This is a genomic window from Streptomyces liliiviolaceus (assembly GCF_018070025.1).
Classification (GTDB): Bacteria; Actinomycetota; Actinomycetes; order Streptomycetales; family Streptomycetaceae; genus Streptomyces; species Streptomyces liliiviolaceus.
In genome coordinates this window covers 5,461,043-5,486,342 of record NZ_JAGPYQ010000001.1, presented here as the reverse complement: position 1 = coordinate 5,486,342, position 25,300 = coordinate 5,461,043, and the positions used below count along the sequence as shown (strand labels likewise).

Sequence of the window (25,300 nt, the reverse complement as noted above, 5' to 3'; positions counted from 1 at the left end):
GCAGGGTGGAGGTGTCAGTCGGCCGAGCGGCGTTTGCGGGCCGACTTGCCGCTGCCCGGGGTGTCCTGCTCGATCTGCTCCTCCACGGCCCGCAGCGCCCGCACGGTCGCACCGGCGATCAGCGCCGAGGCGAGCTCCCCGTCGCGTTCCTCGCAGGCCTGGATGAGCCGTTCCTGGTCGTCCACGCTGTAGGCCAGCCGGCCGGGGCGGGTCAGGCTCAGGTGCCGCAGCATCAGCGTCCGCAGGGCGAGCGAGTCGAGGATCTGCTTGAGGGTGGTGTTGCCCACGATCTCGGTCATCCGCTCCTGGAGCAGCACATGACTCCAGAAGTACGCGTCCACGTCGGCGGCGTCGGCGAGTTCGCGCATCGCCTCCACCCGGGTGCGCAGCTCGGTCAGCTGGGCGTCGGTGGCCCGCTGGACCAGCAGGCCCGCGAGCATCGACAGCAGCTGACGGCGTACTTGATAGATGTCCTTGATGTCCGTGAGGGAGGGGGCGGCGACCCGGGGGCGGCGCCGGGCCTTCATCTCGACCAGGCCCTCCTGTTCGAGGAGCATCAGGGCCTCGCGCACCGGGGTGCGGCTCGTGTCGAACCGGCGCGACAGCTCGACGCTGTTGAGGTCCTGCCCCGGCTGCAGCCGGCCCTCGATGATGCCGGCGCCGACCCATTCGGCGATCTGTGCCACCAGCGGTTCCCGTCGGTCCCGTAGCCGCAGCAGTCGCTCCAGCACCAGGTGCGTGTCCTGATCCGACATGCGCCGTGTCCCCCTGTTTCGGGTCCAGAGATCTTCAAAGGTGGCTCAACGGTGTCGACACTACCGCATAAGGAGATCAATCCCGGCGGCGATCAGGTACCCCCTGTCGACACCTGTGAGGAAGCGCAAAAGGAACTCATGGGAGGAAAAGAATGGAAAACGACAGCAGGACTCCGTCGTCCGCCTCGGCCCTCAGCAGACGGGCGATGGTCGGCGGCGTCGCCCTCGCCGCGCTGACGACGACCGGCGCGGTCGCGGGAACCGCCCGTGCCACCACCGGTACGGGCCTTCCCTGGAAGCCGGTACCGGTGCCGGCTCAGCGGCCCGTCACCGAGTACCAGGTGTCCGTGGTCGGCGGCGGCAGTCTGTGGTGCTGGGACACCGGCGGCAGCGGCGAACCGGTCGTGCTGCTGCACCCCGGCTCCGGCAGCGGGGAGAGCTGGCCGTACCAGCAGCCCGTCCTGGCCGCGGCCGGTCACCGTGTCATCGGCTACTCGCGGCGGGGCGCGTACCGTTCCGTCGCGGGCGCCAAGGCGGAGGCCGACACCGCGTCCGGGGACCTCGACACGCTCGCCGACCGTCTCGGCCTCGACCGCTTCCACCTCTCCGGCTCGGCCGCCGGGGGCCCGCTCGCGATCGACTACGCCCTCGCGCACGAGGACCGGCTGCTCAGCCTCACCGTCTCCGGCAGCATCATGGGAGTACAGGACGCCGAGTATCTGGAGCTGACCGAGGCGCTCCAGCCGGACCCGTTCGGGGATCTGCCCGTGGCCGTCAAGGAACTGGGGCCCTCCTACCGGGGCGGTGACCTGGACGGGGTGGCGGCCTGGCTGGCCATCAACGCCCGTGCCCGGACCGCCGACGCCTTCGCGCAGTCCCTCGCGCACACCATCACCTGGGCGGCCCTGGAGACACTGACACTCCCGGTCCAGCTGATCACCGGGGACGGCGACCTGTACAGCCCGCCGTCCGTCATGCGCCTCAACGCCCAGCACCTCCGCAGGGTGCAGACCCATGTGGTCGACGAGGCCGGCCACAACCCGCACTGGGAACAGCCCGCCGCCTGGAACCGTCTCCTGATCACGTTCCTGAAGAAGCACGACCTCGGGAAGCGCGGTCGGCACTGACAGGAGGAGGCGGCGGCACGACGGACACCCGCCCCCGGGATGTGGTGACATCCCGGGGGCCGGTTCACGTCCGGGCGCATCCGGTCTAAGCCGGTCAGAGCCGGTTCACGTGCGGATCACGCCACCGTCAGCGTGAGCGCCCCGGTGTAGGAGTGGCCCGCCTCGATGGCGGTGGGCGTGCCGTCGACCGTGAGCGTGACGGCCTTGCCCCGAGGGGCCTTGACGGTCGCGTCGGCGGCCAGGGTCAGCGCGCTCAGATACGAGGTGCCGGTCACCGTCCAGCTGGAGCCGCTGCCCAGGGTCACCACGACACCGTTGTTGACGACCGGGGACACGGTGTTGGTGACCTCGCTGATCTCCCGGTACCCGGCGATGGTGATGGTGGGCACCCGGTGCTTCGTGGTGGTGGCGGAGACGACGCCCTTGAGGGTGGTGCGGGTGAGGTCCAGGACCAGGTTCTGTCCCTGGAGGCCCGCGTTGCCGCCACCGCGGACCGCGTTGTAGAAGTCGCCGCTCAGCTTGATGTCGGTGAAGGAGGCGGTCGCGTCGGTGGCCTGGGCGCTGGTGGTGACCCAGGTCGACGACTTGGCGGGGGCGCCGGTGGGCTCGGTGTAGGTGCCGGTCATCTCGGTCTTCCAGGGCTTGCCCGTGACCGGGACGCTGCTGGGCCGGTCGGTGTCCATCAGCTGGAAGATGACACCGTTGCCCGGGTCGAGGGTGGCGCCCTCGGACCCGTCGACGGTGACCTCGGCCGCGACCGCCTTGCACATGAAGGTGGTCTTGCCGGTCCTGACCCGGGTGCCCCCGTCGACGGTGACCGAGCCGGCCGCGTACCAGAGCACCATGAAACGGCCCGCGTCGATGACGGTCGAGCGGACCGGGAGTTTCTTCAACTCGGCCTTGGTGAGGCCGATTTCCAGGGAGTCGTTGAGCGCTGCGACGGCTTCCCTGGTGCTGTCGCCGTAGTGTGCCGAGGCGCCCCAGTGGATGAGCGCGTAGTCGCCGACGTCGAAGGTGCAGCCGAGGAAGTGTTCGGTGACGCTGCCGATGGCGTACGAACCGTAGCCCTGGCCCTTGGTGTTGCCGATATGGCTGTTGATGGCGGTGAGGGTGCACTTGCTGCCGCCGTCGACGGACAGGGCACCCCATTTCTCCGACGTGATCGAGGAGTTGACGTACGACGCGCGGGTGCTCGCGCCGAGCAGGTTGGTGGTGCGGACGTTGCCCGACAGGCCCAGCATCCACGGCACGGTGATCATGTACCGGGTGTCGCCGGTGCCGGTCTCCGGGTACTCGTCGGGTACGTGGCTGCCGTCGGCGCAGTGGAGTGTGGAGTTCTTGACGACGACGTTGGCGGTGGCGTCGGCGATGACCGCGGTGCGGACCACGCCCTCGTTCCTGATGACGGCCCCGTCGACGACGAGGTTGGTGCCCTCTCCGGTGCCGACGACGGAGGCGCCGTAGCCGATGAAGTCGCAGCGGCCGTTGCCGTCGAAGGCGATCCTCGGCCTGGTCAGGTTGTAGGAGCCGCCGCCCGTGACGTACACGCCGTTGTACGACTCGCCGTTGGACAGCAGGGTGATGCCCCGCGCGGCGGTGTCCGTGACGGTCCCGCCGCGTACGTTGGAGGGGACGGACCTGCTCTCGTCGACACCGGCGGAGTCGACGTAGAGAGCCTGCCGGATCGGGAAGCTGAGGTCGCCGAAGGGGACGTCGTTGGCCACGGCGACGTCCAGGACCACCGTTCCCCGGTAGGTGCCGGCGGCGACGGCGGTGGCCAACCCGCCGTATCCGTCGGTGAGTTCGCTCAGTTCGGCGCCCGTCTCCACACCGTTGACGGTGAGGGTGAGACGGTGTCCTTCCGGGGCGGCGATGACCCCGCCCTCCTTGATGACGAGCCGGCTCACCGTGGTGGTCGCGGTGAGTTCCAGGGTCTCCCCGGAGCCGACGACGAGAGTCTTGCCGGCCTTCGTGGAGTGTCCCGCGGTGTGCTTCGTGGAATGTGCCGAGGCCGGGGTGGTGAGTGCGGGGGTGACCGCGAGTCCGGCGATCGCCACGAGGAGAGCGCGGGGGCGGGCCCGATAGGTGACGTCCTGGTCCATCACGGACGCTCCGGCCGGCCGGTCCGCACCTGTGCTGCTTCTGCGTACCACTGTGAACTCCCTTGTCTTCCAGTGCATTCGGGCATGGCCGACCGTCACCGGAGCGGCGCACGGCGCAGGTGGCGGTCGGCGGGCGAACCCATGGAGAAGGCCTGCAGGCGAGGTTCGACTGAACGTTACTGTCGACACTTCTGGGCCTACAAGGGGTGCGACGAAGATACACAGCCAGTTTCTGGCGACACTAGCGAGCGTGGTGGGGGACCCGGACGATCCGAGGGGTCAGGGAGTGCCCAGATACTCGGTGGCCTCGACCTCGTTCAGATGGATGAGGATGTCGTGCGCCTTCCCGAGGCCGATCTTGTACGTCATCGGGTCGGGCCACCCCGCGCCGATGTTGTACGTGACACGCGGCTTCGCCAGCCAGGCACGGGCGGCGTTGGGAGCCGTACGCATGTCGAGGATGTAGTCCTCCTGGCGGACCTTGTCCAGGGTGTCCTCGTTGGAGCCCGCCGGAGCCGCGCCCACCCGGTAGGTCCGCATCACGTTGTCGTCGGCGCCGAACGCCGCGAACGCGCCCTGGTGGAAGCTGAAGCCGATGCTGACGTAGTCCTTGCCCAACACATCGTGCAGGAAGGCCCCTTGGGTCTTGGGGTATCGCTCGTCGAACGAGTCGTAGGACACATGGGTGTTGTGCGCCGACAGCAGGACCTTGTCGCCGGTGTGCTTGTGCCACCACGCCACGTTCTCGGCCATCACCTCGTCGCGCATTCGCATCATCTTCGTGACCTCGGCCTCGTCGGTGACGTCGAGCGAGTAGCCCTTGGCCATCTGGTGAATGGCCCTGGCGTGCTGCACGGCCCACAGGTGCGCCTGCCGGTCGCCGCGCGCCGGCCGCTGGTCCCGCAGCAGCTCGTACACCTTCCGGGTCCGCTCGGACCGCTCCGCACGCTCGGCGAGCGGCAGTTGCAGATACTGGTCGCTGTAGGTGCCCGCGTCGGTGGTCGGAGCCAGCCCGCGGTACAACTCCGTGACGCGCTCAAGCAGTTGGGGGTGTTCGCGGCCCACGTAGTCCGTCACCCGCTCGTAAGACTCCGGCCCCGCGTAGCCCATGTCGTTGCCCATGAACCGCACCGGGTCCTTCGGGTGGCTGCGGTTGTAGTCACGCATCCACTCGATGAGGTCGATGTAGTCCTGGTTGTTCCAGATCCGGTACGCGCCCTGGAACTCCTCGCGTGCTATGTCCTTCAACTCGCCCTTGCCGTACAGCACATACTCGTTGACCCGTACGCCGCTGCTCCAGGCCAGCTCCAGGGAGAAGGTGCGGAAGCCCTTCTTCTCGACCAGGTAGCGGAAGACCCGGTGCTTCATCTGGAAGAAGTCCTGCGAACCGTGGGTGGCTTCGCCCAGGCCCACCACGTCGGCGTCGCCGACCATGCGGCCCAGCGCGTCGAGGTCCCGCAGACCGCCCTCGGGACGCGTGCTCTTCAGGGTGCGGGCACTGCGTTCGATGGCGTCGACCACACTCTCCAGGCTCTGCCCGGAAGCCACGCCCCGGGACGTGGTCGTGGTGGCCGCCGCAGAGACCGGAGCCGGGTCCGGTGAGCCCTTCACCGCGTCCGCGAGGGCGGGGGTGGCGACCGCCATGGCGCCGAGGGAGAGGAGGACCGAGGGAATGATTACTGCCTTGCTTCGCGTCATGCCCCTAGATTCCCGCGCGGACAGGGGCCGTCACGAACCCATACGCTGCCCGGCCCGGGGTACCGCAGGCACTACCGCCGACCCCCGGCAGACCCCACGTACGAGAGCCGGGCCCGGTGTCAACCGGGCCCGGCCTCAGATCACTTCACCTCACCGCACATCGCTTCGGGTCATGAGAGCGGCTCCAGTGTGATGTTGCGGAACCTGACCTTGTTCCCGTGGTCCTGCAGCCGGATCGGCCCCGTCGACGGCGTCTCGGCACGCCCCGAGGCGGTGGGGCTGTCGAGGGTGATGTCGTCGTGCACCTTCTGACCGTTCCACACCACGGTCAGCCGGGCGTCCGCCGTCTTCTTGCCGCTGTCGTCGTAGCGGGCGGCACGGAAGACGATGTCGTACGTCTGCCAGGTCTCGGGCGCCTTGGCCGCGTTGACGTCCGGCGCCTTCTTCAGATAGATGGCTCCGGCCTCGTTGGTGTCCAGGGTGGTGTCACCGTAGGAGTCGAGGATCTGCAGCTCATAGCGGTCCTGGATGAAGATCCCGCTGTTCCCTCGGTTCTGCCCGGTGACGTCGTCGGGCAGCAGCGGGACCCGGAACTCGGCGTGCAGCTTGAAGTCCTGGTAGGCGTCGACGGTCCGGATGTCACCGCAGCACACCTCCATGGACCCCTCGTCGGCGAGCGGCCACTGAAGCCGTCGGCCGTCCGTGTGCTGCCACTGCGACTGTGAGGCCGCGGTCCCGTCGAAGAGGGTGAGGGGCGCACCCTTGGGCCGGACGGTGATCAGGTCGAGGTTGACATGGCCGGTGTCCCCGGCCTCGTAACGGTAGGAGATGGTGTTGTCGCCCTTGCGCAGCTTCACCTGTTCGGTCTGCGTGGACCAGGTGTCCCAGTTGCTGGTGGAGGCGAGCTTCACCTGCCGCAGTTTCTTCCCGTTGGCGTACAGGGAGAGCGACTTGGTCCCCTCGAACGGGTTCGGGCCGTTGGAGTAGCGCAGGTTGACGTCGTACGTGCCCGACTTCTTGACCTGTACGTCGAAGGTCGTGCCGACCTTGCCCTCCGTGTTGTACCGCGCGACGAACCCGCTGCCGGAGTAGCCGACGTGGTCCGTGGCGACGCCGGCCACGCCCGTGAGCCGGGCCTCCTCGGCCTCGTACGTGGTGGCGGCGGGCGGCTGCTTGCCGGGCATGGCGTTGAGCGTGTACCAGGCCTCGGTGTTCCACAGCGACTCACCGGACTCGGAGGTGAAGGGGCGCGGGGAGCGCAGGTGCACGACCCGGCCGGGCTTCAGATCGTCCAGCCGCAGCTTCACGGTGCGCTTGTCCCCGGACAGCTCGGCCGACCGCACGGGAAGCACCTCTTCGGCGATCTTCGGACCGCCGTAGTCGCTGGTCGGGGTGTACCGCCACTGCTCGGCCTTGTAGTGCTTCGCCAGTTCCTCGGCGGTCTTCTCCGACACCGGCTGGGTGTAGGTCAGGTCGAAGCCGCCCGGTACGGCACGCATCGTCTTGATGTCGAAGGTGTTGCCGCCGTTGGGCGTGAGCTTCTGCAGACCGAACTTGAGCTTGCCCTCCTGGCCCCAGTTGCCGTCCGCGCCCAGACCACCGGCGTAGATCGAGCCGTCGGGACCGTAGCTGAGGCGGTTCACACCGGCTTCGAGGCCCTGCGTGTAGCGGAACACGGCGCCCTGGTACTGGCCCTTGACCTTCTCCAGGTACGCGCGCTGCAGACCGCCGTAGGTCACGTCGCCGATCAGCATCTGACCCTTGAACTGCCCCTTCTTCACATACAGGGGTGTCGAGGGCGAGTTGGCTATCTCGTTCTGCGGCAGCCACAGCACCGGCGCGGTCGGAGTGGCCGCGTCGAAGGCACCGGACGGCTCGGTGTAGTGGTTGAAGAAGCGGCCCTGCTTGACGTGCACGAGCTTCGACGAGGGCAGCCAGCCGCCCTGGTTGTCCGTGGCGAAGATCTCGCCCTCCGGCCCCCAGCCGATCCCGTTCGGCGTCCGCAGACCGCCCGCGATCGGACTGATCTTCCCGCTCTTCTTGCTGACCTTGTACGTGGTCCCGCGGCCCGGCGCCGGCTGCGGAACGGTGGTCGCGCCGCCGAGGTTGATGGAGACGGAGAGGTTCACGTAGAAGTAGCCGTCGCGGTACAGGAGTCCGAAGGCGAACTCGTGGAAGTTCTTGCCGTACGGCCACGTCGCGACGGTGCGGTACTCGTCGGCCACGTCGTCGCGGTTCTTGTCGACGAGCCGGGTCAGTTCGTGTTTCTGCGAGACGTACAGCGAGCCGTCCACGTACTTGATGCCCATGGGCTCCCGCAGCCCGCTCGCCACCTTCTTGACGGTGACCTTGTCCTTGCTGGTCTCGCCGGTCACGTTGTCGAGCAGGTACACCTCCCCGGCAACGTTGTCGGAGCCGCCCCAGGTACTGATCGCCAGCCGTCCGTCGGGCAGCCAGTCCATCCCGGTGACCTGCGGTTCGAAGCCGTCGGGACGCAGATCGGTGAGGTCCAGGTCGGGGCGTACGTCGGTGAGCGGGAGGCCGTCGCCGGGGGTGTCGCCGCTCGCCTCGCACTCCTTGCGCCCGGGGGCTGTGACCCGTACGACTCCGGCGTCCGTGCTCAGCGATTCGCGCGGCACGGTCGTGAAGTCGCTCGCGCCCGGCGGCTTCCAGGCGAGGCGCAGCTCCTGCCCGCCGTCCCGCTCGAAGTGCTCGATGCGCAGGGGGTGCGAGCCCGCCGTGAGCTGGACGGAGGTGTCCTTGGGCTCCGCGCCGTGGAGTCCGTCGTGGTCGATGACGGTGGCGCCGTCGATGCTCAGCCGGGAGCCGTCGTCGCTGGTCAGGCGCAGACCGTAGGTGCCGTCGCTCGGCACGACCAGATAGCCGGTCACCTCCGAGACGAACCGGTCGGAGAAGCCGCCGAAGTCATCGGTCGTGGACCAGTCCACCGTCGACTTGAGCGCGTCGTGGTTGGGGGTCTGGCCGGGCTTGAGGGTGCACAGCTTGCTCAGCGGTGTCTGCACGTCGAACACGCGCAGGGTGACCCCGGGCTCCTGGGGCGGAATGGCCGCGGCGGCGGGCGTGGCGGCCGAGGACCCCGGTGCGGCGAGGAGGCCGCCGGTCAGAACGGCCCCGGTCAGTAGGGAGGTGAGAAGTCTTCGGGCACGCAGGAACTGATGGTGGGACAACGGTCCTCCATGAAGCGGGACCGGACCGTGCCGGATTGCGTTCCGGTCTTCTCTGACGTGGCTGCGGTGCGCCGCCAACCTACGGGGCTTTCACTTGGCATGTCCATACTTTGTACTGTGAGTGTTCAAAGTCCTGCCGGCCGAACGAGCCGTGGGGGTACCGCGGTTGCGCGGTGCCCCCACGGGGCCGGTCACGAGGTGCTGTCCGGGGCCCGGTGGACGTCAGGAGGCGCAGACCGGCACGTCGGGCAGCTTGTTGTCCGGAGCGCTGACGTAGATGTTGGACATGTAGCCGCCGTACTGGGGCAGATACGCCCACCAGTTGTTGGTGTACGGCGGTACGGAGACGGTCTCGCCCTGCTTCTGGCAGCTGATCAGGACCTCCACGCCGGCGGGCAGCCGGGTCTTGGAGTCCGACCCGGTGGTGGTCGCCGTCCGGACGGCGACCCGCTCACCCCAGGTGCCGTACCACTTTCCGGCCGGCCTGGTCGCGCCGGGCACGTCGAGACTGCGGGTCAGCCTGCCGATGTCGGTGTAGGCCTGGCCGTAGGTGGTGCCGAGCGGGTGCAGGGTGAGGACGGCGACGATGGTCCGGTCGCCCGAGCCGACCGTGCCGGTGGTGTGCAGGGCGGGCCGGGACAGGTTCACCGACTCCGCGGACTTCGTGCCCTTGGGCTCGGCATCCGCGGACTTCGCACCCTTGGGCTCGGCACCCGCGGACTTCGTACTCTTGGACTTCGTGCCCTTGGGCTTCGCGTCCGCCGACTTCGCTCCTGCGGCATCCCGGCCCGCGGACTTCGACGCCGCGGTCGCGTTCCTCGCGCCGTCCGGACCGCAGGTGCCCTTCTCGTACTCGCCCGACCAGCCCTGCTTGACGGCCCAGGGCTTCTCGAAGGCGCCGGGAATGCCGAAGTGCTGGTCGAAGGAGTCCGAGGCGCAGCGCGTCGACTGCCGCAGGTTGGACATGATGAACTCCCGTACGGGCGCCGCGGCCTGCTCCAGGATGTAGCGGTAGATCTTGACCGTGTCCCGGGCCGAGACGGCCGTGTAACCCCAGTAGCCCTCGTACCCCGCGGGCGGACCGGCCGTGTCGTTCAGGGCGAGGTCCTGCTTCATGCGCTCGATGATCGCCGCGCCGCCGTTGACCTCCCAGTAGTGGTCCGCCGCGTCGTCGTCGCTGCTGCGGAGCATCGGTTCCAGCAGGGCGCGGTCGGCGGCCGGGATCGTGTAGTTCGGACCGCGGTTCCGGAAGAAGTCGAGCACCAGCAGCAGCTTGACGACGGATGCCGAGCGGAACTGCGTGCTCGTGTTCAGCTGCTCGGTGAAGGTACCGGTCTGCCGGTCGTAGACCGCGACACCGGCGGTGACATCGGCCGGGACCTCGACCTGGGCGGTCGCGGGGGAGACCGTGCCTCCGTCCTCGGCCGTCGCGCCACCCGGTGCGGCCGGAGCGGCGGACGCGCTGGTGCCCGCTGCCGCCAGAGCGAGCAGCAGGGCGCCCACCGGGAGCAGGGCCCGCCGCGCCGCCTTCGGCCCGCTGCGGGCGGCCGCTCCCGGCCCGCTGCGGAGGGATGAGAAGTGCCGCATGATCAGATGCCCCCTGTTGCGTACGGTGTCGGAATGATCCGCCGACGCTATGCGGGGGACGGCCGGGACCGCTCCTGACGCATGTCAGGGGCGGCCCCGGGCCCGATGTGTCAGGCCGTGTACTCCTTGAGGTTGGCGAGGACCTCGTCCACGTAGGGCTGCACGTCCTTGGGTACGCCACCGGCCTCGATGACGGTCCGGTCGCTCGTGCGGTAACCGGCCGCGATCAGACCCGGCAGGTTCTCCCGCAGATCGTTCTGCTTGAAGCGCTGGTCGAGCCAGCAGGTGAACACGGACATCGTGCCGATGGCGTCGGCGGGCGACATGTAGTCCTTGTCCCCGTCGCGGTCCCCGTCCACCGCCCATGCCTTGAAGACCGCGGGCGTCCACATGGCGATGCCGTGCTCACCGGTGGCGGGCCGGGACGCCTTCGGGTCGAAACCGCTCTCGGCCTTGAGCATCGCGGCCAGCAGAGCGGGGGTGACCTCCTCGTCGGTGCACCGCTTCGCGGCGTCGGTGATGATCCGCCGCAGCGAGACGGGCACATCGGAGTCGGCGGGGATGGCCCCGGGCAGCGCGGTGTCGGAGAGCGCGGTCGCGGTCGCCGAGGACTTCGACTTCTCCGGGGCGTCCTTGCCGTCGGAGGGCACGAAGGCCACTAAGGTGCCGGCGACGGCGGCGCAGGCGGTGAGACCGGCGGCGAGCAGGACCGCCGGACGTCTGTACACGGGCCGGGGAAGGCGCTCGGCGTGCAACGCCCCCACCCGGCGGGACAGTTCACCCGCGTCCAGGGCCGCCCTGGAGGCGTGATCGGGAGCCAGGCACTCCACGATCAGCTTGCGCCACTCCGGTCCGAGGGAGTCGTCCAGGCGCAGCGGGGCCGAACCGTTGGCGTAGGCCTGGGCGGCCAGCGAACGAGCCCGCGCCGTCCCGCCAGGGAACGGATGCAGGCCACCCGTCAGCACCTGGTGCGCCAGCACCCCGAACGCCCAGATGTCCGCCGTCTTGCGCACGGTCGTGCCGTGGACGCCGGTGCGCTCCGACCACCACTCCGGGGGCACGTGGTCGAGCGACCCCAGCGGCGGAACGTACGCGTGCGTGCCCTCCAGTTCGACGGTGAGCCCGAAGTCCGCCAGCCACACGGCCCGTTCGGGACCGAGGAGGATGTTCGCGGGCTTGAGGTCCGCGTGGATCCAGCCGTGCGTGTGCATGTGTGCCAGTCCGGAAGCCACCCCGCTGAGGATGCGCTCGGCCTCCGGCAGCGGGCGCCCGGTCCCGCCGGCCGCCAGGACATCCTGGAGGCTGCGCTCCGCACGGTCCATCACCAGTGCCGTCATGCCGTCCAGTTCGGGCCGCTCGGGATCCCTCAGGGTCACGACCGCGTGGGTGCGTACGAGATGGGGGTGGTCCGCCTCCGTACTGAACCGAGCTTCCTTGCGAGCCAGTTCCTCCATCGACGCACGCTGTCCCGGGGTCAGCAGGTCGGTGCGCAGGAGCTTGACGGCGACGGCCGAGCCGCCCGCGGCACCGTCGACGACCTTCTCGGCTGCATACACACTGCCCCAGCTGCCCGAGCCGATCAGGCCGGTGATCTCCCAGTCCGAGATGCGGTATCCGGGCGCGGGGTCGAGCGGGGGAGTGGGGTGCGAGCTGTTCATCCTGGGGGAGCCTTTCGGTTCAGCGTCTGACGGCTGGGGGGAGCAGGGCCAAATGCTCTTCACGGACCAGATTGAACCGCAGCGCGAGGCTGACCAGCCGTTCGCGCTTGCCTCCCGGCTCGCCGTACGAACCGCCCGGGCCCTCCCGCAGCCGCAGCTTCGTGTCGGCGAGATAGTCGATGTGGTAATTGAGCGCGGACCGGGTCAGATCTTGGCAACCCGGCAGTCCTCGCAGCCGTTCGAGGACGTCTCCCACGCCCGGGACGGCCGCGCTCGAAGGGGAGCGCAGCCGGGGCTCGCACAGCGCCAGCAGGACCAGGAAATACTTGGACGTGGGGTTCAGCGAGAAGGGGCTCGTGGTCGGTTCCCCGGCAGCGTTGTCGCACCCTGCTTCCGTATACGCGTGCTGGGGTGCGAACACCTTGAATTCCATGGGGTTTTCGGCCGATGGCAGAATTACGCGGGACAGTTCGAACGGGACGGGTGCACCAATCCGTCCCGGTGCGACACGGATGTGTTCTCCCGCGCCTTCGAGGTTCTCCACGACGTACGTGGCCTCGGCGCTGTAATTCGAAAGGCGCCAGTAGTCCTCCACGGCGGCCACCTGTCCGGCGCAGCGCGACACCGCGGGGTCGCGCAAGGGGATGGGCAGCGGTGTTCCGGGCTTACCCCGCCCGAACTCGGCGCTCTGGCCCGGGCTCAGCCGCACCAGACGCGGCTCGGGCCTGGGGTCGTCGGAGCGGCGGACGACGGCGTCGGAAAGCTGCACGATTACGGTGGTCACTGCGAATGGTCCCCAAATGGTCAGCGGCTCAACGGGCATTCGGCGCACGGTGCGGGAGGGTGAATGCGCGGCGTACTCAGGTCTCGGTGAAACGTCAAGCAAAGTGCCGGGGTGGTCAGCCCGATACGTTTGACGCCGCGCGTGCGGCAGTAGTTCCCCGGAAGGGCACCTGAGAAGGGTGAATCGTGTAGCCACGGTGGAGGGAAAACGCTTTCCGCGGCACATGTGTGCAAAGCGCCCTCCGGGCTTCGGGTGCGGGGCGCGGTCGTGCTCGTGCAGTAGGTCCCGTCTCCTCCTGGAGTAGGAGACGGACGCGACCGCTCGTGCCTGGTCATCAGAGGGCATTGCCCGTAGTCGCACGATGCCCTGCCGCACCCCGTCACGCCAGGCTGGTCACCTACTCGAACCAGACCTGGAGACCCCTTACTCGTGGCTACTTTGCTCTATCGGCTGGGCCGGACCGCCTTCCGGCGGCGCTGGCTGGTGACCCTGCTGTGGGTGGCGATCGTCGGCGGCGCCGGGGCCGGTGCCGTCATGGCCCCCGCTGCCTCCGACGACACCACCTCCTTCATGCCCGGCATCGAGGCCCAGAAGGCGTTCGACCTGATCGGTGAGCGCTTCCCCGGCTCGTCGGCCGACGGGGCCACCGCGCAGATCGTGTTCATCGCACCGGACGGCGGCAAGGTGACCGCGGCCGACGAGCGCGAGGCCATCACCACGCTGGTGGAGCGGGCCGTGGACGAACCCCGGGTCTCCGGCGCCGTGGACCCCTTCACGGCGGGCGCGGTGAGCAAGGACGGCTCCACCGCCTACGCGACGGTGAACTTCCAGGTCTCGGACTCCGAGCTCACGGACGACGACAGGGCCGCGCTGGAACGGGCCATCGACGAGGCCAGGGCCTCCGGTCTCACGGTCGAGGCCGGAGGCAGCGCGCTCACCGTCCAGCCCGCGGCCGGGGGCTCCTCCGAGGTGATCGGGATCGCGTTGGCGGCCGTCGTGCTGCTGATCACGTTCGGGTCGCTCGCCGCGGCCGGTCTGCCTCTGCTGACGGCCGTCGTCGGAGTCGGTGTCAGCATGGCCGCCATCATGGCGCTGGGCAGCGCCCTGGGACTCTCCATGACCTCGGGGACGCTCGCCTCGATGCTCGGGCTCGCGGTCGGCATCGACTACGCCCTCTTCGTGGTCTCCCGCTATCGGGAGGAACGCGCGGCCGGCCGCGACCCGTACGAGGCCGTCGGCATCGCCGTCGGGACGGCGGGCTCGGCGGTCGTCTTCGCCGGGCTGACCGTCGTGATCGCGCTGGCCGGTCTCTCGGTGATCGGCGTACCCATGCTGACCAAGATGGGCCTGTGCGCCGCGGGCGCCGTGGTCGTCGCCGTACTGATCGCCCTCACGCTGGTGCCGGCCCTGCTCGGCATGTGGCCCGACGCGGTGCTCTCCCGCCGCAGCCGCAAGGGGAGCCGCAACCGCAAGCGTGGCCGCGCCACCGACGGGCGTGCGGCGGACGGGCGTGCGGTAGGAGGCCGTGCCGCGGGCGCGACGGAGAACGGCGGGTCCCGGTGGGCGCGGTTCGTGCTGCGCCGCCCGGTGACCGTACTCGTGCTGTGTGTCGCGGGGTTGGGCGTCCTGGCGCTGCCCGCCACCGAGCTGGAGATGGGCATGCCGGGAGCCGAGTCCAAGTCGACCGCGTCGACGGAACGGCGCGCCTACGACGCACTCGCCGAGGGCTTCGGCGCGGGATTCAACGGGCCCCTGACCGTCGTGGCGGACGTCGCCGATGTCAAGGACCCGGCCGACGCCCGGCAGGCCGTGAAGGAGATCGCCGAGAGGATCGGCAGCACGGACGGCGTCGTGTCCGTCTCCTCGCCGCGGTTCAACGAGGCGGGTGACGCCGCGCTCTTCTCGGCGGTGCCGTCCACGGGACCCAACGACGAAAAGACGAAGGACCTCGTCCAGAGCATCCGTGCCGAGCGCGCGGGTCTGGAGAGCGCGACGGGGGCGACCTTCGAGGTCACCGGCAGCACCGCGATGAACATCGACGTGGCGCAGGCCCTCCAGGACGCGCTGCTGCCCTACCTCGCCGTCATCGTCGGCCTGGCCCTCCTGCTGCTCCTGGTGGTCTTCCGTTCCCTGCTCGTGCCGGTCAAGGCGGCCTTCGGGTTCCTGCTGTCGGTGCTCGCCTCCCTCGGCGCGGTCGTCGCGGTCTTCCAGTGGGGCTGGGGCGCGGACCTGCTGGGCGTGGAGCAGCCCGGCCCGATCATGAGCCTGATGCCGATCTTCCTGGTGGGCATCGTCTTCGGCCTGGCGATGGACTACGAGGTGTTCCTCGTGGCCCGTATGCGGGAGGCGTACGTCCATGGGGACCGGGCGCCCCAGGCGGTGGTCACCGGGTTCCGGCACAGCGCCCGGGTGGTCGCCGCGGCGGCGGCCATCATGATCGCGGTGTTCTCCGGATTCGTCGGCGCGGAGGAGTCGATGATCAAGACCATCGGTTTCGGTCTCGCGGTGGCCGTCCTGTTCGACGCGTTCGTCGTGCGGATGGCGTTCGTCCCGGCGGTACTGGCCCTGCTCGGCGACAAGGCCTGGTGGATACCGCGCCGGCTGGACCGGGTGCTGCCCCATGTCGACGTCGAGGGCAGCGGACTCGGAACGCGGACCGTCGACGGGGGCGGGTCCGTGGCCGGCGAGTCCCCGGCGCCGAGGCGACCGGCTCGTGTCTGACGCGCGGCTCGTGTCTGACGCGCGGCTCGTGTCTGACGCGCGGCTCGTGTCTGACGCGCGGCTCGTGTCTGATGCGCGGCAGGTGTCTCACGCGGACGGTCGTCTCCGACGTGAGCGGCTCTTCCCGTCCGACGTGAGCCGTCCGTCCAGGAGGTGAGTACTCACCCCAGGCCGCGGTGCCGTGTGAAGCGGCGCCGCGGCCGTCGACCTGTGATCATGTCTGTCCTCGGACCCGACTCGGAGCATGATGAGCACAAGCTGGCAGCGCCTGACCACGACCCGTCCCGGAGCCGTCGAGGCCGTGACGCTGACCTTGCTCCTCGTCTTCACCGTCTCCGGCGTCGTGCTCACCCGGACGGTCGCGACCGAGCCGCCGCGCGTGTGGCCCGGCGTCGTCCTGTCCGCCGTGGCCTGCGGTGTGCTGCCGTGGCGCCGGAGCCATCCCCTGAAGACCCTCGCCGCCACCCTCGTGTGCACCGTGGGCCAAGGAGCGCTCGGCTACCTGCTGACACCCCTGCTGATGGGACCGCTGCTGGTCGCGCAGTACGCGACGAGTGTCCGCGTCCGCCGCACGATCAGCTGGCGCAGCGCACTGACCGGCGCCGCCTGCATGGTCGTCACGGGTCTGCTCTTCACCTCGATCCACGACTCACTGCTTCTCGCCGTCGTCAACCCGGCGGCCTGGGTCCTGCTGTCGGCGGCCTTCGGCGGCTACATCCGACTGCGCCGCGACTACGCGGTGGCCCGTGCCGAGCACATCGCCCACGAGCGCGAGGAGGAGGCACGGCACCGGGTGGTCCAGGAACGTATGCGCATCGCCAGGGAACTGCACGACGTGGTGGCCCACCATCTGACCCTGGCCAGCGCCCAGGCGGGCACCGCGGCCCATCTCTCCCGCACCCACCCCGAGCAGGCCTTCCAGATCCTCGACCAGCTGGCGGGGACCACCGCCGCGGCGCTCGACGAACTCAAGGCGGCCGTGGGCCTGCTGCGCCAGGACACCGACGACGGCGACGACCTGGCTCCCGCACCGGGACTGGGACAACTGCCCCAACTGGTCGAAGCGTGTGCCGCGGCCGGTCTGGAGGTCACCGTCACGATCGAGGGCCCGGCCCGTCCACTGGCCCCCGGCGTGGACCTGACCTGCTATCGGATCATCCAGGAGGCGCTCACCAACGTCACCAAACACGCCGCGACCCACGCCGCCCGGGTCCGGCTCGTCTACACCCCGCACCGGCTGACCCTGACCGTCACCAACGACGCGGCGCCCGACCGACCCGGATCGCCGCCGCCCGGCAGCGGCCACGGTTTCGGCCTGCTCGGTATGCGCGAGCGCGCCACGGCGGCGGGGGGCACCTTCCTCGCCGGGCCGCGCCCGCGGGGCGGTTTCGAGGTCAGCTGTGCCATTCCGCTCGCCGGCACGTCAGAAAGTCCCTCCCCATGACCATTCGTGTACTGCTCGCCGACGACCAGGCCCTGCTCCGCGCGACCTTCCGCATCCTCATCGAATCGGTCCCCGACATGACCGTCGTGGCGGAGGCCGCCGACGGACAGGAGGCCGTCGACCTCGCGGAGACCCACCGCCCCGACGTCCTCCTCATGGACATCCGCATGCCGAATCTGGACGGAGTGTCCGCCACCGCCGCCATCTGCGCCCGGCCGGAACTGTCGGCGACCCGCGTCCTCGTCCTCACCACCTTCGAGAACGACGAGAACGTCGCCAAGGCGCTGCGCGCCGGTGCCAGCGGTTTCCTCGGCAAGGGAGTCAGCCCCGAGGTCCTGCTGTCCGGCATCCGCACCGTGGCGGCAGGGGAGGCACTGCTCTCGCCCGGCGCCACACGCTCGCTCATCATCCGCTTCCTGGCCGCCCCGCGGAACGACGCCCTCCCCTCCCTGCCCGACATCCTCAAGGCCCTGACCGAACGGGAGCGCGAGGTCATGGCCCTGGCCGCGCACGGCAGGTCCAACGCGGAGATCGCCGATCAACTCGTCCTGAGCCCGCTGACCGTACGCAGCCACATCCAGCGGGCCATGACCAAACTCCATGCCCACGACCGCGCACAGCTCGTCGTCATCGCCTACCAGAGCGGCCTGGTGAAACCGCCTTCGCAGCCGCACGCGTGACGTACGGGGCCAGGGCGGGGACGGTCATGGCCGGCCGCCGTCGCCGACCTTCCTCGTGACGGCGGTGACGATCAGGTCGAGCGCGTACTCGAACTCCTCGTCGTGACGGAACCGCGCCAGGTGCGGAGCCGCTTCGACGAGCACCGGCAGGCCCGAGGCCTCCAGGTCGCGCTGCCGTGCCGCCGCGGCCTCGGGTCCGACCACCCCGAAGGTAGGACCCGCCGCGACCTCCCGCAGCAGTGTCCCGATGACCGAGGCCAGCAGGGTCCTGAGCAGGTGCACCGCCTCGTCGGGACCGCACCCGGCGGCGCGCAGTACCGACAGCACCTTGGCGACGGGCCGCAGGCCGGCCGAGGACGAGAGCTGCCGGGTCAGGACGAGGGTTCCGGCGCGGGGATGCGCGAGGGTGGCGGCGCGGAACGTCCTGCCGATGGCGCGCAGATCCGCGTCGAGCGACCCCGTCGGCTCCGGGAGCGCCATCCCGACCAGGATGTGTTCGGCGACGGCGTCGAGGAGGTGGTCCTTGCCGTCGACGTAGTTGTAGAGACTCTTCGCGTCGACTCCCAGACGCCGGGCCACGGTTCGCATACTGACCCCCTCGACGCCCTCCTCGTCGATGACGGAGATCGCGGCCCCGATGACGGCGTCCCTGGTCAGCGTTCCGGCACCTTTACGTGGTCGGCCGCGCCGGGGCGGGGTTCCGGGCTGCTTGTCGGCGGGCGCCGTCCGATTCGTCACCTCTTCATCATGCCTCATCCTTGCGGAAACCCACGGTGTGGACTATAACCGTGATGCGTAATACCCACGACGTGGAATTAAACCGATGGAGACCGGCATGCACTCCTTTCCGTGGAACACGGCGAACGTGGTCGACCTGCCGGGCGTCGGCACCCCGGTCGACTCGCTCACCGATCCGAGCCGCATACCGGGCGGCCCGGGCGCTCGGCTGGCCGCGGTCCGCGCCGAAGGGGCCACGTTCAAGCGCGAGTTCGCGACGACGGGTACGCCCGACACCATCACCACCTGCGATCTGGTCACGCTGCCCTACCCGACGCGGTTCGGCCTCTTCCGTGCCTCGCGGGCCGTCGCGCCGTTCCTGTCGATCACCAACCGCATGCTCGTCATCCGCTGGCACGAGACCGACGGCCGGGCCAGGGTGCTGCTGTTCGAGCCCAGTGACGTCGAACTCGGCCAGTACAGCCCGTACTTCGACCGGCTCAGCCGGCGGACACCCGCCCCCGTCGCCCGTCTGATGCTGACCCGGTACGCCACGGTCCTGGAGCATCTCGCCACGCTGGGCATCGCACCGCAGGACGTCGACTACCTGTTGTTCGACCACCTCCACACGCAGGATCTCCGGCGCTGGGTGGGCACGACGGCGCACCAGGAGGATCTCGGCGGCCGGCCGGAGGCGGCCTTCCCGAACGCCAAGGTCGTCGTGCAGCGCGACGAACTCGCGGGCATGGCCGAACTGCATCCGCTGCAGAAGCCCTGGTACCAGCCCGCCGCCTACCGTGACGTACCGCCCGAGGCGTTCCTCCCGATCGAGGGCTCGGTGGTCCTCGGCCCCGGTGTCGCCGTGGTGAAGACACCGGGCCATGTGTTCGGCAACCAGAGCCTGGTCGTCAACACCTCCACCGGCATCTGGGTCAGCAGCGAGAACGTCATCGCGGCCGAATGCCTGACACCGGAGCACTCGAAGCTGCCGGGGCTCGCCAGGTGGAGCCGCGAGTGGGAGTACGAGGCCGTCCTCAACGCCAACACCATCGAGACCACGGCCGACCAGTACAACTCGGTCGTCCTGGAGAAGACCCTCGCCGATCCGAGTCAGAAGGACCCGCGTTTCCTGCAGTTCTTCCCGTCCAGCGAGCTGACAGGTGCCTGGACGAACCCCGGCACGAAACCGACGTTCAGCCACCACGCCCTCACCCACACCCGATAGTGAGCCCGACCATGAACCGCTTCGTGCTGCCCGACGAGTCCGTGCTCCGCGCCCGGGAGACACTCGTCCTCGACCACTTCCGCGACGAGGTGGCCCAGGACTGGGACGCCACCCTGTCCACGTTCCCGCACCCGCACTACGAACTCGTCGCGCAGATGAGAGTGCACGACGGCGACGCGGACGTGCGCGCCTACTACGACGACACACGTGTCGCCTTCCCCGATCAGCGGCACGAGATCATCGCGTTCCGGCACAGTGTCGACGCCGTCATCGTCGAGTTCTGGCTGCTGGGCACCCACCTCGGACCCCTCGGCAAGATCCCGCCCACCGGCGGCGAACACCGTACGCGCATGAACGCGTTCTTCGTCTTCGACGAGGACGAGAACCTCGTCACCGAGCGGATCTACTTCGACCAGTTGACCATCCTGAAGCAGCTGGTGGCGGGCGTCGACAAGCGCAAACCGAGCGGCCTGCTCAAACTGGTCCGCATCGTCAGGGGAGCCCTGTCCATGGCGGGCGGCGCACCGGATCCGCGGCTCACCGAGACCACCCCGCCCGACTTCGTCAAGTGATCCGCTCCCGAACGCAGGAGGTTCGACCATGACCATGCGCGCGCTCATCGGCGGCAGGGGACAGGACTGGACCGTCGAGCGGATCGAACTTCCCGAGCAACTGGGCGCGATCCGCGTACAGGTGATGGCCGCCGGACTGAACCGTGCCGACCTGTACGCCCTCGACGGCACGTACACCGCCAACTCCCAGGGCGAGGGCCCGTTCACCGCGGGTATGGAGATCGCGGGCGTCGTCGAGACCAGCAGTCTGCTCGCACCCCAACTCCCCGTGGGCACCCGCGTCATGGGCATCACGGCGGGCGCGTTCGCCGACTACGCCCTGTGCCACCCGCGCATGCTCGTCCCCATACCCGACGGCCTCGGCTTCGAGGAGGCGGCGACGCTGCCCGTCGGCCTCATCACCGAGCATGATGCGCTCGTCACCCAGGCCGGGTTCGAGCCCGGGCACTCGGTACTCGTCGTCGGCGGCACCAGCTCGGTCGGCCTGGTCGGCATCCAGCTCGCGAAGGCCCTCGGGGCGGGCACGGTCGTCGCGACCACCACCAGCAAGGACAAGACCGCCGTCCTCCTGGAGGCGGGCGCCGACATCGCGGTCGACACCCGCACCGAGTCCCTCGCGGACGCCGTCCTCGCCGCCACCGGGGGGAAGGGCGCCGACCTCACCCTCGACCACGTCGGCGGAGACCTGTTCACGACGCTCGCGTCCGCGACCGCCGTCGGCGGCACGATCGTCAGCATCGGACGCCTGGCGGGCGCGAGCACCGGCATCGACCTGGACACCCTCGCGTTCCGGCGCCAGAAGCTGATCGGCACCACGTTCAGCGTCCGTACCCGGTCCGAACTCGGCGACGTCGTGGCCGCGTTGCAGGAGGAGGTGCTGCCCGCGGTCGCGGATGGCAGGATCACTCCGCGCCTCGACACGGTCTTCCCCGCCGACCGCGCGAAGGACGCAGCCGACCTGCTCCGCGCCGACGGCGCCACGGGCAAGGTCGTGCTGTCCTTCGCCGACGCCCACACCGGCCCCGCACCCGCACCCACCGCCACGGCGAACATGTTCGGCGGCATCGCCCAGATCGGTTACGTCGTACGGGACATCGAGGCGTCCATGCGTGACTTCGTCGCCTGCGGGATCGGCCCCTGGTTCCACCTCAGGAACGTACGGCCCGCGGACTTCACCTACCGGGGGCAGCCCTCCGACATGGTCATGGACGTCGCGCTCGCCAACAGCGGTGACATCCAGCTCGAACTCATCACCCCCGTCGACGACGCCCCGTCGATGTACCGCGACTTCCTGGACGCCGGGCACGAGGGCGTCCAGCATGTCGCGTACTGGAGCGAGAACTACCAGGACCTGTACGACCGTGCGCTCGCCGCCGGCTTCACCGTCGGGCAGGAGGGGCGGATCGGCGACGACGGACGCTTCGCCTACCTGGAGACCGGACACCACCCCGGCACGGTGATCGAGATCTCCGACGTCGGCGGCAGCAAGAAGCTCGTCTTCGACCTGATCAGGGCGGCCGCCGCCCATTGGGACGGCAGTCATCCGGTCCAGCGCGTCGACGCCGCCCTCATCGACGGCGGACCCTCGGCCATGGCCGAGTTGATGGAGGCCCTCGGATGAAGGTCCACCACCTGAACTGCGGGACGATGCGACTGCCCGGCGCCCCACTCGTCTGCCATGTCCTGGCGGTCGAGACCGGCAGGGGACTGGTCCTCGTCGACTCCGGCTTCGGCACCCGGGACATCGCCGAACCGGCCCGCCGCATCGGCGGTCTGCGCCACATCATCCGCCCCGCCCTCGACCCCCACGAGACCGCGCTGCACCAGATCGGTCGGCTCGGCTTCCGGGCGGAGGACGTCACCCACATCGTGGTGACCCACTTCGACCTGGACCACATCGGGGGACTCGCCGACTTCCCGGACGCACAGGTCCACGTCACGGCGGCGGAGGCACACGGAGCCCTGTCACCGGCGACACCACTGGAGAAGAGCAGATACCGGCGCGCGCAACTGGCCCACCACCCGAAACTGGTCCGGCACGACCCGACCGGAGAACAGTGGCGGGGGTTCGCCGCCGCCGAGCAGCTCACCGGGATCGACGACGGCATTGTGCTGGTGCCGATGCCCGGCCACACCAGAGGACACGCCGCCGTCGCGGTCGACGCCGGCGACCACTGGGTCCTGCACTGCGGAGACGCGTTCTACCACCCGGGCACACTCGACGGCACGACCCGAGTCCCGGCCGCCCTCCGGCTCCAGGAACGTCTCGTCGCCCATGACATCAAGGCCCTGAGAGCCAATCAGGCCCGTCTCGCCGAACTCCGCGAAGAGGGCGAGGACCACCTGGCAGTGGTCTGCGCCCACGATCCCGCCCTGTTCGAAGCCGCTCGCGCCCGCAGCGGGGGCGCGAGCACGTGACGCATCCCTGCTCGGCGATGCGATAGTTCCACACAGGTGCGGCATCGCACTCGTGAGTCATCAGGGGCTGAAGACGTCGTCGAGGCGGGGGTACTGAATGCGTGTCGTGTTGGCGGCCTACGATTCGCGCGGCGGGGTCGAACCGCTGGTGGCGCTCGCCGTGGAACTGCGGGGGCTCGGGGCGGAGGTGCGGGTGTGCGCCCCGCCCGACGAGGAGTTCGCGGAGCGGCTGGCCGGGGTCGGCGTGGAGATGGTGCCGACCGGGCAGTCGGTGCGCCGCCTGGTGACCGGCAGGACACCGCCGACGGCCGGGGGAGTCCCCAAGCGCGCGGCCGAATTGGTCGCCGCTTTCCACGAGAACGTCATGGCGGCGGGCGCGGGCGCCGATGCGCTGGTGGCGACCGGCCTCGTACCGGCCGTGGCGGGTGTGAAGTCGGCCGCCGAGAAACTGGGCATCCGGTATGTGTACGCGAGCTACCAGCCGGTGAGCCTGCCGTCGCCCCATCACCGGCCGATTCCCCGGCCCGGGAAGCCACTGTCGGCGGACGTGACCGACAACCAGGCGCTGTGGGACCAGGACGCCCGTGACGCGCAGACCGTGTTCGGCGAGGTGATCAACACCCACCGGGCGTCGATCGGCCTGGCATCGGTGGACAACGTCCGCGACCATGTCTTCACCGACCGCCCGTGGCTGGCCTCCGACCCGGTCCTGGCCCCGTGGCGGCAGCCGTCGGATCTGGAGGTGGTGCAGACCGGCGCCTGGCTCGTACCGGACGAACGCCCGCTGCCCGCAGAGCTGTTGGACTTCCTGGATGCCGGCACACCACCGGTGTACGTGGGTTTCGGCAGCGTTCCCATGGGCGATCCGGTGGAGGTCGCGCGGGTGACCGTGGAGGCGGTCCGTGCGCAGGGCCGCCGCGTGATCGTCTCCCACGGCTGGGCCGGTCTGGCTCCGGTCGACGGCCAGGACGACTGCTTCGTCGTCGGTGAGGCCAACCATCAGGCCCTGTTCGGCCGGGCGGCCGCCGTCGTCCATCACGGTGGCGCGGGTACGACCACGACGGCCACCTGGTCCGGCGCACCTCAGGTGGTGGTGCCCCAGGCCGGAGACCAGCCGTACTTCGCCGCTCGTGTGGCCGAGTTGGGCATCGGCGCGGCCCACGACGGTCCTGTTCCGACCGTCGGCTCCCTGTCGGCCGCGCTCGCGACGGCCCTGGCCCCCGGGACACGTGAACGGGCCATCGCCGTGGCCGGTGCGGTCCGCACCGACGGGGCGGCGGTGGCCGCCAGGCTTCTGCTGGCCGGCAGGGACTGATCGACGGCCCACGCCTCCCGGCCGGCGGGAGCCTAGAGTGAGGGCGTCGGGACCGAGGTCTCTGACACCGGTACCTCCGACGCAGATGCCTCTGACATGGAGCTCGTCATGACCACACCGCGCGATTTGTTGATCATCACCATGGACGTGGCGTCCAGCGCCCCTGTCGGGCAGGGGGACCTGTCGCTGGCCCTCGCGGGGGCCGAGCTGATCGATCTCGGCGAGGCCCGGGCCCTCACCCTGGACGACGACCGCATCGTGCCCGCCGACCCGCAGGGAGCCCTGGGGGACCGGTTGTTGGACGAGGCCGCCTCGGCGCTCACCCGCGAGGCGCCGTACGAGACCGTCGAGGACTGGCTGTGGCGCCGGGGCCGCGGACTGTCCTCCGCCTATCTCGACGCCCTGGGCGAGGAAGGGGGAACCACTCGCTCGCGCCACCAGTGGATCCCGTTCCGGAGCGACACGACGACGCTGACCGACTCACCGGCCCGTCGCCGGGCGGCCGACCGCTGGACGTCCGGCGAGCCCGTTCTCGCGTTCCTCGCGGCGGCCGTGGGCGTCCACGAGGAGCCGGCCGAGGACGCCGCGACCCTCGTCGACGACAGGGTGGTGACCGTACTGGCCGCGGTCAACGACGCCGTGCGGGAGCTGGAGGCCGTACGGCAGCGGCGGAGCATCGAGAACGCGGCCTTCGACAACATCTGGCGCGGCCAGTGACGAAGGAGTGACAGGAACAGGCATCGCTGGTCCGGTCCCGTACGGCGAGTGCGCGACCGGTCGTCTACCGCGTGCCGGTGGGCCGGGCGGCGGGCCCCGGACGGGTGCGCGCCTCCTGGGGGCGTAGCGGACCGTGGCTGTGGGCACAGGTGACGACCGTGTGTACGGGTTCGCCGCAGTCCGCGTGGAAGACGTCGAGCGGTGGCCCGTCGGCGTCGGCGGTGTACCGGTCTCCCCAGCCTTTGAGGGCGAGCATCACGGGCCACAGGTCCCAGCCCTTCTTCGTGAGCCGGTACTCGTGCCGGGTGCGCCGGCCGGACTCCTGGTAGGGAACGGTGTCCAGGATTCCCGCTCCGACCAGCTTGCGCAGCCGGTCGGCGAGCACCGCGTCCGAGAGGCCGATGTGCCGCCGGAAGTCGTCGAAGCGCCGGACTCCGTTCATGGCGTCCCGGAGCACGAGAAGCGACCATTTCTCGCCGATCACGTCCAGCGTTCGCTGGACCGTGCAGTTCTCGGTGCTGACCTCGACCCACTCCATGGGACGACCCTAGGCCAGCTTCACCATTGACAGCCAGAGTGCTAGCTAGCTAGC

General features: G+C 69.8%; 19 protein-coding genes. 10 read left to right on the top strand and 9 right to left on the bottom strand.

The window, feature by feature from the left end; all coding sequences use genetic code 11:
• Nucleotides 1-14: 14 nt before the first annotated feature.
• Complete coding sequence (locus tag J8N05_RS23855) at nt 15-755, bottom strand: GntR family transcriptional regulator (RefSeq protein ID WP_210885772.1); 741 nt, start codon at nt 753-755, stop codon at nt 15-17.
• A gap of 152 nt (nt 756-907) precedes the next feature.
• On the opposite strand from J8N05_RS23855, the gene J8N05_RS23850 reads away from it, so the two are divergent.
• Nucleotides 908-1,882: an alpha/beta fold hydrolase gene (locus J8N05_RS23850; RefSeq protein ID WP_210885771.1), complete on the top strand. Its 975-nt coding sequence runs from the start codon at nt 908-910 to the stop codon at nt 1,880-1,882.
• 116 nt (nt 1,883-1,998) lie between these two features.
• Here J8N05_RS23850 and J8N05_RS23845 read toward each other — a convergent pair whose 3' ends face one another.
• The 6 genes from J8N05_RS23845 to J8N05_RS23820 form a co-directional block, all read right to left on the bottom strand.
• Complete coding sequence (locus J8N05_RS23845; protein WP_210890339.1) at nt 1,999-3,984, bottom strand: hypothetical protein; 1,986 nt, start codon at nt 3,982-3,984, stop codon at nt 1,999-2,001.
• 279 nt (nt 3,985-4,263) lie between these two features.
• Complete coding sequence (locus J8N05_RS23840) at nt 4,264-5,682, bottom strand: erythromycin esterase family protein (protein ID WP_210885769.1); 1,419 nt, start codon at nt 5,680-5,682, stop codon at nt 4,264-4,266.
• 170 nt (nt 5,683-5,852) lie between these two features.
• Nucleotides 5,853-8,870 carry a family 16 glycoside hydrolase gene (locus J8N05_RS23835; protein WP_210885767.1) on the bottom strand — a complete coding sequence of 1,006 codons (3,018 nt, stop codon included), beginning with the start codon at nt 8,868-8,870 and terminating at the stop codon, nt 5,853-5,855.
• 222 nt (nt 8,871-9,092) lie between these two features.
• A complete protein-coding gene (locus J8N05_RS23830) occupies nt 9,093-10,457 on the bottom strand; it encodes a serine hydrolase family protein (RefSeq protein WP_247706435.1) in 1,365 nt (454 codons plus the stop codon).
• A 110-nt stretch (nt 10,458-10,567) separates the two neighbouring features.
• Nucleotides 10,568-12,115 carry a serine/threonine-protein kinase gene (locus tag J8N05_RS23825; protein ID WP_210885765.1) on the bottom strand — a complete coding sequence of 516 codons (1,548 nt, stop codon included), beginning with the start codon at nt 12,113-12,115 and terminating at the stop codon, nt 10,568-10,570.
• Between the two features lie 19 nt (nt 12,116-12,134).
• Nucleotides 12,135-12,899 carry a serine/threonine protein kinase gene (locus tag J8N05_RS23820; RefSeq protein WP_383938032.1) on the bottom strand — a complete coding sequence of 255 codons (765 nt, stop codon included), beginning with the start codon at nt 12,897-12,899 and terminating at the stop codon, nt 12,135-12,137.
• Nucleotides 12,900-13,328: 429 nt separating this feature from the next.
• On the opposite strand from J8N05_RS23820, the gene J8N05_RS23815 reads away from it, so the two are divergent.
• The 3 genes from J8N05_RS23815 to J8N05_RS23805 all read left to right on the top strand — a co-directional run bounded on the left by J8N05_RS23815 (nt 13,329) and on the right by J8N05_RS23805 (nt 17,744).
• Nucleotides 13,329-15,620, top strand: coding sequence for an MMPL family transporter (locus J8N05_RS23815; protein ID WP_210885763.1), 2,292 nt, complete (start codon nt 13,329-13,331; stop codon nt 15,618-15,620).
• 247 nt (nt 15,621-15,867) lie between these two features.
• Nucleotides 15,868-17,064 carry a sensor histidine kinase gene (locus J8N05_RS23810; protein ID WP_210890336.1) on the top strand — a complete coding sequence of 399 codons (1,197 nt, stop codon included), beginning with the start codon at nt 15,868-15,870 and terminating at the stop codon, nt 17,062-17,064.
• Complete coding sequence (locus J8N05_RS23805; RefSeq protein ID WP_210885761.1) at nt 17,061-17,744, top strand: response regulator; 684 nt, start codon at nt 17,061-17,063, stop codon at nt 17,742-17,744. The genes J8N05_RS23810 and J8N05_RS23805 overlap by 4 nt, the downstream gene beginning before the upstream one ends.
• Nucleotides 17,745-17,768: 24 nt before the next feature.
• On the opposite strand, the gene J8N05_RS23800 is transcribed toward J8N05_RS23805, so the two are convergent.
• On the bottom strand, nt 17,769-18,482 hold the full coding sequence (locus J8N05_RS23800; RefSeq protein WP_247706432.1) for a TetR/AcrR family transcriptional regulator: 714 nt from the start codon (nt 18,480-18,482) through the stop codon (nt 17,769-17,771).
• A 97-nt stretch (nt 18,483-18,579) separates the two neighbouring features.
• Between J8N05_RS23800 and J8N05_RS23795 the strand changes: the two genes are divergently transcribed.
• The 6 genes from J8N05_RS23795 (at nt 18,580) to J8N05_RS23770 (ending at nt 24,708) form a co-directional block, all read left to right on the top strand.
• Entirely contained in the window at nt 18,580-19,686 is a 1,107-nt protein-coding gene (locus J8N05_RS23795) for an MBL fold metallo-hydrolase (RefSeq protein WP_210885755.1), read from the top strand.
• A gap of 11 nt (nt 19,687-19,697) precedes the next feature.
• Nucleotides 19,698-20,258: an ester cyclase gene (locus tag J8N05_RS23790; protein ID WP_210885752.1), complete on the top strand. Its 561-nt coding sequence runs from the start codon at nt 19,698-19,700 to the stop codon at nt 20,256-20,258.
• A gap of 28 nt (nt 20,259-20,286) precedes the next feature.
• On the top strand, nt 20,287-21,879 hold the full coding sequence (locus J8N05_RS23785) for a zinc-binding dehydrogenase (RefSeq protein ID WP_210885748.1): 1,593 nt from the start codon (nt 20,287-20,289) through the stop codon (nt 21,877-21,879).
• Nucleotides 21,876-22,676 (top strand): MBL fold metallo-hydrolase, encoded by an 801-nt coding sequence (locus tag J8N05_RS23780; RefSeq protein ID WP_210885746.1) that lies wholly within the window; start codon nt 21,876-21,878, stop codon nt 22,674-22,676. Before J8N05_RS23785 ends, J8N05_RS23780 begins: the two co-directional genes overlap by 4 nt.
• Before the next feature lie 97 nt (nt 22,677-22,773).
• The gene (locus J8N05_RS23775; protein ID WP_210885742.1) at nt 22,774-23,991 is read left to right on the top strand and encodes a glycosyltransferase; all 1,218 of its coding nucleotides are present in this window, start codon (nt 22,774-22,776) and stop codon (nt 23,989-23,991) included.
• A gap of 108 nt (nt 23,992-24,099) precedes the next feature.
• Nucleotides 24,100-24,708, top strand: coding sequence for a GOLPH3/VPS74 family protein (locus tag J8N05_RS23770; protein ID WP_210885739.1), 609 nt, complete (start codon nt 24,100-24,102; stop codon nt 24,706-24,708).
• Between the two features lie 64 nt (nt 24,709-24,772).
• Here the strand turns inward: J8N05_RS23770 and J8N05_RS23765 are convergent, their stop codons facing one another.
• Nucleotides 24,773-25,246: a winged helix-turn-helix transcriptional regulator gene (locus tag J8N05_RS23765; RefSeq protein ID WP_210885737.1), complete on the bottom strand. Its 474-nt coding sequence runs from the start codon at nt 25,244-25,246 to the stop codon at nt 24,773-24,775.
• Between the last annotated feature and the right edge of the window lie 54 nt (nt 25,247-25,300).